Below are 6,685 nucleotides of genomic sequence, written 5' to 3' on the forward strand. Positions count from 1 at the left end.
TCCCGGTTCTCCCCGGGACCGCCACTCACGAGGCACTTAGCGCGTCGGGTCCTTGCCGTTCGGCTGCGAGGGCCCAGGCCCCGGCGACCACCAGCCCCACACGGTCTTCTCGCCGTGCCGCACCGTCGGCGCCACCCCGGTCGTATACGGCTCGATCTGCAGCAACTGTCCCCACGACTGGTAGGGCTGCCCGTTCAGATAGCTCGGCACCTCGGGCTCGTCCGCGATCTCCTCAAGCCAGCCGTTCGGGCCGCCGTTGGTGCTGGACGCCCATTTCGCCTCGTCGGCGAGCTGGCCGGGGGTGATGCGGTAGTCCGGCATCGCGGAGATGCCGTCGTGCGAGGTGACCGGGTCGGCGCACGGGTACACGAACGACGCGGGCCAGTCGATGTACACCGATTTGCCCGCGAGCTTGTCGGTGAGCGTGGTGAAGGTCGGCACGCGCGGTGCGGACGCGGCGATCCAGCCGTCCTCGGTGAGGTCGTTGTCCACCGTCACGATCCGCACCGACGTGGTTTCCGGCGGCAGGTCGCGCAGGTTGATCCGGGTGTCGTTCCAGCCGCCGGTGCCCGCGCCGGGCGGGAGCGCGAACTGGCCGCGCAGCACCCGCACGCCCTCCGGTGTGTTCACGCCGTACTCCAGGCTCACCGAGGTGGGACGCCGGGGCTGGCTCGCGGTGGCGACCACGATCTGGCCGTTCTCGGTGCGGTCGGTGAGCGCGTACCAGTCGCTGCGCAGCCGTCCGGCGCGGGTCTGGGTGTCGAGGTAGCTGCTCCACATCGGCACCTGGTCCTGCTTGAACCCGTGCGGCGGTTCGGCCAGCGGGTCCTTGTCGTCGACCGGGCTGGTGTGGAAGCCGGTCTGGATCCGGCCGTTGTCCTGGTCCGGGTTCGGCAGCGGGTTCGGCGGGTTCTGCGTCACCGGCTTCTCCGGCACGGTCCGCTGTTCGCGCTGCGGGTGCAGGATGCTCTTCGCCGCGTCGCGCTCGACCATCACGTGGTCGGACAGGTTGCAGCTCTTGCCGAACAGGTGCCCGATGTTGGCCGCGCCGAGGCTGTAGCTGTCGCGCTGGAAGTAGATCGCCGCGCCCATCGTGTAGATCTCGCCGGCCGCGACCAGGCCGCACACCACGACCAGCGACAGCGAACCGAGCCGCAGCGACCGGCTGCGGCCTTCCTGCGGCGCCGGTCCTGGCCGGTGCGCCCGGACGTTCTCCACGAATGCGTAGATCCCGGCGACCGCGGCGGCCCCGAGCAGGATCGTCGACAGCGGGATGCCGCCTGCCGAGGGTGCGCCGTTCGTCCACGGCACCCCGATCCGCGAGACGAACCAGTACGCGTTCGGCCCGGTCGCGGCGAGCGCGCCGACCACGAGCAGCACGGCCAGGAACGCCGCGCGGTTGCGGTTGGAACGCAGCACGGTCGAGCTGGTCGCCAAGGCGGTGAGCGCCGCCATCGACGCGCCGACCGCGGCGAACGCGCCGAAGTGGTGCGTCCATTTCGTCGGAGTCAGCGCGAGCAACAGGAAGAACAACGCGGTGGTGCCGATCAGCCGGCGGCTCGGCCCGAGCGCGGCGCCGGGAATCCGGCCGCGGCGCAGCAGCACCACCAGGCAGGTCATCGTGCAGAGCAGGACGAGCAGCACCGGGAACCGGCGCGGCGCGGAGCCGTCCGGAAGGCTCTCGAACAGCAATTGGTACCGCGCGAGTTCCTGGAACCACGACAGGTTCGGGCCGACCGCGGTGCGGATGCGGGTGGCCTCCTGGACCGTCGCGAACGTCTGGTCGGCGAACATCACCACGAGCACCAGGAAGCCGGACGCGAGGATCGGCGCGANCGGCGCGAGCATCGGCAGCCAGCCGCTCGCCGACCGCTGCCGGACCAGCGTGAACAGCGGTTTCCCGGCGACCAGGAACGGGGCCACGGCGATCAGCCCGGTCGGCGTGGCGGCGAGGGTGAACGCGGCCGCCGTGAGACCGAGGCACAGCGGCAGCAACCGGCGGGTGACCAGCGCGCGTTCGACCGCGCAGATCGCCAGCAGCGACCCGAGCGCGGCGACCGGTTCCGGCCGGACGCCGTTGTTGTAGGGCATCCACCAGACCAGGAACACCGCCGCGGCGGCCCAGCCCGCGGCGCGGCTGCGGCGGACCTGAGTGCCCAGCCGCGGCATCACCTCGCGGCTGATCAGCAGCCAGCTGATCACGCCGAGCAGGTACGAGGGCAGCCGGATCCACGGCGGCACCGTGCTGACGTGCGTCATCAGCTCGTACAGGTGATAAAACCAGCCGAACGGGGCTTCCGCGACGCCGAACCAGCGGTGGTAGTTCGTGAGGTACCCGGTGGCCTCGGTGACCCGGGCCATGGTGAGGATGTAGCCGTCGTCCGAGGTCACCGGCCCGATGAAGACCCACGCGCCGAGCACGCCGAACACCGTCGCGTCGCGGCCGGTCAGCCGCCACCAGCCGACCGGGGCCCAGCGCGGCGCGCGGCGGGCGAACCCGGAGTCCATCCGCCACACCGCGATCAGGCAGCCGAGGAACGACAGCGCGGCGAGGACGCCGACGACGATCTTCAGCGCGGTCGGCGAGGTCTGGTAGCGGGTGTCCGGGACGACCGACACGTGCAGCCCGGCGATCGGGTCGCGCGCGGAGGTGATCGAGGAGTAGATGCCGAGCACGCGCGGCCGGACGTCGCCGGTCGTGTGGAAGATCGGGGTCTTGCCGACCGCGAGCGTCATCTGGGTCGCGTCCGAGTCCAGCGTGACCGAGCAGCCGGTCTGCGGGAGCGGCTGCTGCGAGATCTGCTGGCCCTGGCTGGACGCGAGCAGCACGCCGTTGTCGACGCGCAGCTGCAGGCCGACGCCGTTGGCCGCGTGCTTGCCGGTGCGCCCGTCCGGGACGGTCGAGAACAGCAGCGCGGGGCCGTTCGTGCGCGCGTCGAGCGAGCGGATCGTCTCGCAGGGCAGCTCGGCCTTCAGCTCCTGTGCCCAGTACCCGGTCAAGGGCGCGTTGACCGAACGCGTGTCGGAGGCGGCGGGCCAGACGACTTCCGCGGTGTCCTGCACTACCGGCAGGAAGGGATAGGCCAGGGCGCACAGCGCCGAAAGCAACCCCAGCACTACGGCAATCGGACGCATTAGAGGAAATCTATTGGGTCACTCCGGCAGGTTCACGCTGACCCCTCGTCGCGCGGGGTGAACCGCTCGTGGTGTAACGCGCTGGCCAGTGGCGCTCGGCCGCGCCAGCCGTGCCGTTCCAGGTCGGGAACCTCGGCCAGATTCGTTACCGGTCCTATACAAAGCCAGGCCACCGGCCGGATCCCGGCGGGAATGCCGAGCAGGTCCGCGAGCGCGGGTTCGCGGTAGAAACTCACCCACCCGACGCCGAGCCCCTCCGCGGTCGCGGCGAGCCACAGGTTCTGGATCGCCAGGCAGACCGAGTACAGCCCGGCGTCGGCGATCGCGTGCCGCCCGAGCACCGCCGGGGCTCCGCGCTGCTCGTCGTAGGTGACGACGATGCCGAGGCTCGATTCGCGGATGCCCTCGACCTTGATCTTGGCGAACGTCTCCGCGCGCTCGCCGTCGAGGGAACGGGCGAACACGTCGCGCTCCTCGTGCACGTGGCGGGCGAACTCCTCGCGCGTGGCGGGGTCGCGGACGAGCACGAAGTCCCACGGCTGGCTCATCCCGACGCTCGGCGCGGCGTGCGCGGCCTCGAGCACCCGGGTGAGGACGGCGTCGTCGATCGGTTCGCCGGTGAACTCGGCGCGGACGTCGCGGCGGCGGTGCAGGACGTCGTAGAACAGTTGATTCATCGGTTGAGCACCCATTCGACCGCGGCGGCGGGGTCCGCGGTTTCCGTAGTGGACGGCCGGGGCGGGCGGCGCACGACGACCACCGGCAGGCCGAGTTCCCGCGCGGCGGTCAGCTTCGCGGCCGTCATCGCACCGCCGCTGTCCTTGGTGACCAGCACGTCGATCTCGTGTTCGGTCATCAGCGCGCGTTCGCGGCCGAGGCGGTACGGGCCGCGGTCGAGCACCACCTCGTGCCGGCGCGGCAGCGGCTGGCCGGGCGGGTCGACGCAGCGGATCAGGAACCACAGCGGGTCGAGGCCGGCGAACGCGGCCAGGCCCTGGCGGCCGCTGGTGAGGAACACGCGGGTGCCGAGGCCGGGCAGGAGCGCGGCGGCTTCTTCGAGGTCGGCGGCCCAGTGCCAGCGGTCGTCGCCGCTCGGCTGCCAGCCGGGCCGCGCGAGTCGCAGGAGGGGAATGCCCGCCGCTTGGGCGGCGTGGAAAGCGTTGGCGCCGATGCGTTCGGCGAACGGATGCGTGGCGTCGACCACTGCCTGGACATTGTTTTCGCGCAGCCAGGCCGTAAGGCCTTCGACGCCGCCGAACCCGCCGATCCGCACTTCGCCGACCGGAAGGCGCGGCCGCGTCACGCGTCCGGCCAGCGAGGAGACCACCGGGACGCCGCGGTCGTGCAGCTGGGCGGCGAGGTCGCGGGCTTCCGCGGTCCCGCCCAGGACCAAAACAGTCATCGCCCGTACCCGACGGCCGCGCGCCACCGGTCGAGGGTGCGCATGTTGGCGAGCGTTTCGGTCCAGGCCAGTTCCGGTCCTTGCCGGTCCGCGACGTGCGCGGCGACGTAGTCCGCTTCCCGGGCGTAAACCCCTTGGGTGGCTTCGATTTCGATGACCTCGGGCTCGCCGTCCGGCGGAGTCAGCACGATCGTCGAAACGCCCGGCGTGCGCAGTTCGTGGATCCACGCGGGCTTCGGCACGTACAGCTGGCCGGCGGTGCCGTAGATCCGGATGTGGTCGTCCTGCGTGAGCAGGTAACCGCAGGACAGTTGCGCGATGATGTCGCCGGGCAGGCGCAGCAGGCCCATCGCGAACTCGTCGACGCCGCTTTCGGTGAGCCGTGCCATGCCGGTGACGCGTGTCGGCTCCACTGCCGGAATTCCGGTCGCGGCTTGCGAAACCAGCCGGGCCAGCGAGGTGCAGTAGCAGCCGACGTCGAGGATTCCGCCGCCGCCGAGCGCGGGATCGCCGAGCCGGGCCGCGTCGTTCTCGCCGGAGTCGAAGCTGAACGTGACGTCCACAGCCCGGACTTCGCCGATCGCGCCGGACTCGATCAGCTCGACCAGCCGTCGCGTCTGGGGATGCAGCCGGTACATGAACGCTTCCATGAGGAAAACGTCGTTGCGCCGCGCGGCATCGATGACCTTCTCCGCGTCGGGCGCGGTGAGCGTGAGCGGTTTCTCGCACAGCACGTGCTTGCCCGCTTCGGCGGCCCGGATCGCCCATTCCCCGTGCTGCGCGTGCGGAGTGGCGACGTAGACCGCGTCGACGTCCGGTTCGGCGAGGAGTTCCTCGTAGCTGCCGTACGCTTTCGGGATTTCGTACCTGGCCGCGAAATCGCGCGCCCGCTCGGCGGTGCGCGAGGCCACCGCGGCGAGCGCGCCGTGACGGCTTTGCTCGACGCCCGCGGCGAATTCGGCGGCGATGGTCCCGGTGCCCAGCAGGCCCCAGCGCAGATCGGTCACAACGACTCCGGTTGGCTCGCCCGGTCCCGGGTGCTCGAATACAGGAAACTGTCCGGGAATCCGCCCGCGGCGAGGACCCGGCCGACGAAAATCGTGGCCGCGCGGGTCATTCCGGCGGCCCGCGCTTGACCGGCGATGTCGGCGAGGGTGCCGCGGACCACCGTCTCGCCGGGCTGGCTGGCCAGCGCGACGACGGCGGCGGGACAGTCCTCGCCGTAGTGCCCGGCGAGTTCTTCGGTGACCCGCTCCACGTGGTTGATCGCCAGGTGCAGCGCGAGAGTCGTACCGGTGCGGGCGAAATTCTCCAGCGTTTCGGCGTCCGGCATCGCGGTGGACCTCGCCTGCGCGCGCGTGATCACCAGGCTCTGCCCGATTCCCGGGACGGTCAGCTCGCGGCCGAGCACGGCGGCGGACGCGGCGAACGCCGGAACCCCGGGCACCATCTCGCAGGGCACGCCTTCCGGTTCCAGCCGCCGCACCTGCTCGGCGACCGCGCTGTAGAGCGACGGATCGCCCGAACACAGCCTCGCGACGTCGTGCCCGGCTCGATGCGCCTCGATCAGTTTCGCGGCGATCTCGTCAAGGCTGAGGTTGGCGGTGTCGACGCGTTCGGCGTCCGGCGCACAGTAGGCGAGCAGATCGGTCGGCGTCATGCTGCCCGGGTACAGGCACACCTGGCAGCGTGCGAGCAGGTCGCGGCCGCGCACGGTGATCAGGTCGGCCGCGCCCGGTCCGGCGCCGATGAAGTAAACGGTCATTTCCAGCTCCACTGCGTGACTGCTCGGGACGGCGTCCATCCGGTGTACCCGCCGAGCGGTTTCGCGTGCTCCACGGAGATCCGTTGCAGTTCCCCGCCGTGCTGGGCGTACGCGGCGGCCAGGATCTGCTCGGCTTCGAGGGTGACACCGTGCGCGACGATCCGGGCGTCGGTTTCGACACACCTGTCGAGGACACCGGGCACGGTCAGGCCGCCGCCGACGAAGATCGCGTCCGGACGGGGGAGCCCCGCGAGCGCTTCGGGTGCTGGACCGGTGACCACCTGTAGTTCCGGCACGCCAAGGGTATTGGCGTTGCGCTGGATGCGTTCGGCGCGCGCGGGGTCGCGTTCGATCGCGACGGCGCGGTTCAGCGGATGCGCGCG

The 6,685-nt window shown here is 71.2% G+C and carries 6 protein-coding genes; all 6 read right to left on the bottom strand.

Features of this window, described 5'->3' with window-relative positions; all coding sequences use genetic code 11:
• Positions 1 to 36: 36 nt before the first annotated feature.
• Positions 37 to 3,135, bottom strand: a complete 3,099-nt coding sequence (locus A4R44_RS19910) for an arabinosyltransferase domain-containing protein (protein WP_095213470.1) — start codon at positions 3,133 to 3,135, stop codon at positions 37 to 39.
• A gap of 32 nt (positions 3,136 to 3,167) precedes the next feature.
• Positions 3,168 to 3,812 (bottom strand): 5,6-dimethylbenzimidazole synthase, encoded by a 645-nt coding sequence (bluB, locus tag A4R44_RS19915; RefSeq protein ID WP_067582680.1) that lies wholly within the window; start codon positions 3,810 to 3,812, stop codon positions 3,168 to 3,170.
• Positions 3,809 to 4,537, bottom strand: a complete 729-nt coding sequence (locus A4R44_RS19920) for a cobalt-precorrin-6A reductase (RefSeq protein ID WP_067582997.1) — start codon at positions 4,535 to 4,537, stop codon at positions 3,809 to 3,811. Before A4R44_RS19920 ends, bluB begins: the two co-directional genes overlap by 4 nt.
• A complete protein-coding gene (locus A4R44_RS19925; RefSeq protein ID WP_067582683.1) occupies positions 4,534 to 5,544 on the bottom strand; it encodes a Gfo/Idh/MocA family protein in 1,011 nt (336 codons plus the stop codon). Before A4R44_RS19925 ends, A4R44_RS19920 begins: the two co-directional genes overlap by 4 nt.
• Positions 5,541 to 6,302: a precorrin-4 C(11)-methyltransferase gene (cobM, locus tag A4R44_RS19930; protein WP_067582686.1), complete on the bottom strand. Its 762-nt coding sequence runs from the start codon at positions 6,300 to 6,302 to the stop codon at positions 5,541 to 5,543. Before cobM ends, A4R44_RS19925 begins: the two co-directional genes overlap by 4 nt.
• Positions 6,299 to 6,685: precorrin-6Y C5,15-methyltransferase (decarboxylating) subunit CbiT (locus tag A4R44_RS50515; RefSeq protein WP_369805915.1), on the bottom strand; the 387-nt coding region annotated here is incomplete at its 5' end. The genes A4R44_RS50515 and cobM, both read right to left, overlap by 4 nt.

Origin of the sequence: Amycolatopsis sp. M39 (assembly GCF_001651785.1) — a bacterium.
GTDB lineage: Bacteria > Actinomycetota > Actinomycetes > Mycobacteriales > Pseudonocardiaceae > Amycolatopsis > Amycolatopsis rubida.